Origin of the sequence: Kitasatospora sp. NPDC058046, assembly GCF_042885595.1 — a bacterium.
Lineage (GTDB): Bacteria > Actinomycetota > Actinomycetes > Streptomycetales > Streptomycetaceae > Kitasatospora.
In genome coordinates, this window is the sequence record NZ_JBHVRS010000070.1 from 1 (window position 1) to 1504 (window position 1504).

General features: G+C 68.9%; 1 protein-coding gene. It reads right to left on the reverse strand.

Translation table 11 applies throughout. From position 1 onward, the window contains the following. Nucleotides 1–54: 54 nt before the first annotated feature. Complete coding sequence (locus tag ACFVU7_RS45120) at nucleotides 55–1269, reverse strand: IS110 family transposase (RefSeq protein ID WP_074003531.1); 1215 nt, start codon at nucleotides 1267–1269, stop codon at nucleotides 55–57. Nucleotides 1270–1504 lie beyond the last annotated feature (235 nt).

The following is a 1504-nucleotide window of genomic DNA, read 5'->3' on the forward strand; positions in this document are numbered from 1 at the left end:
AGGGAGATTCCCAATGATGTTGTCAAGCCAGGGCGGTGACGCCTCGTGACTGCCTTACTGCGCTGGGGCGGCGTTCTTGGGCGCAACTGCATCGAAGGTGCGGCTGTCGCGTATGAGGGCCCAGAGCACGTTGAGACGGCGCCTGGCGAGGGCCAGGACGGCCTGCTTGTGGGACTTGCCCTCGTCGCGCTTGCGCCGGTAGAACGCCTTCGAGACGGGGCAGTGGACAGCGGCGACCTGGGCGGAGAGGTAGAACATCCGCAGGAGTCTTCGGCTGTAGCGGCGGGGCCGGCGGAGGTTGCCGCTGACCTTGCCGGAGTCGCGGGGCACGGGGGCGAGGCCGGCGACCCCGGCGAGGCGGTCGGGACTGCCGAAGGCGGCCATGTCGCCGCCGGTGGCGGCGATGAACTCGGCGCCGAGCATGTCGCCGATGCCGGGCATGCTGGTGATCACCTCGGCGTGGGGGTGCTCGCGAAACCGGCCCTCGATCAGGGCTTCGAGCTCGGCGATCTCCTGGTCGAGGGACATCACCTCCCTGGCCAGGGTGTGGACCATCCTGGCGGCGGTCTTCTCCCCGGGAACGGCGGTGAACTGGGCCTCGGCGGCCGTGACCGCGGCTTCGGCCGTGCTCTTCGCCGTGGGCGCGGTGCGCACGCCATGACTCTTCAGCCAGGCCGCCAGTCGGGCCCGACCGATGCGCCGGAGTGCGGCCGGCGTCCGGTAGCCCGTCAGCAGCACGAGGGCGCTCTTGGAGACGCTGTAGTCGAAGGCCCGTTCCAGGGCCGGGAAGTACTCCAGCATCTGGGCGCGCAGCCGGTTGATGGCACGGGTGCGGTCGGCGGACAGGTCCATGCGGCGGGCGGTGAGGATCTTCAGATCGACTGCGATCTCGCCGGCCTGGTCCAGCGGTTGCAGGTCGCGGCGCATGCGGGCGGTGTCGGCGATGACGAAGGCGTCCTTGGCGTCCGTCTTCCCGTTGCCCCGGTAGGCGGCCGAGGCGTGGTGCACGGTCCGGCCGGGGATGTAGAGCAGCTTCTGCGAGTGGTTGACCAGGAGCGCGATCCACAGCGCGGCGCCGCCCGCGTTCAGGTCCACCGCCCACGTCACCGGGTTGCCGTCGGCCAGCTCCAGGACGTCGCTGAGCAGTTCCAGCAGTTCGGCCTCGTTGTTCGGCACCCGGCGGGAGAGCACCGTCTTCCCGTCCGTGTCGATCGCCGTGCAGTGGTGCTCGGCCTTGCCCGCATCCGTCCCGGCCCACAGTTCGGGCATCCAATCCTCCTCGCTCGACGTGCCTGTTCACAGTCCCAGCAGACGACCTCGCCGACATGTCCATACGAGCGATCTTGTTCCGCGCATCCCAATCAGCGGCCGAGTCGTCGCGGGATGCCGGGCGGCCAATCTCCCTCAGCCACGGACGCGGCAATGACATGACAGCCACACCCGGCATCCCTGGGTGCCCTGATCTTACGAATGACCAGAACGATCCCACGAAGAAAGGTATGGA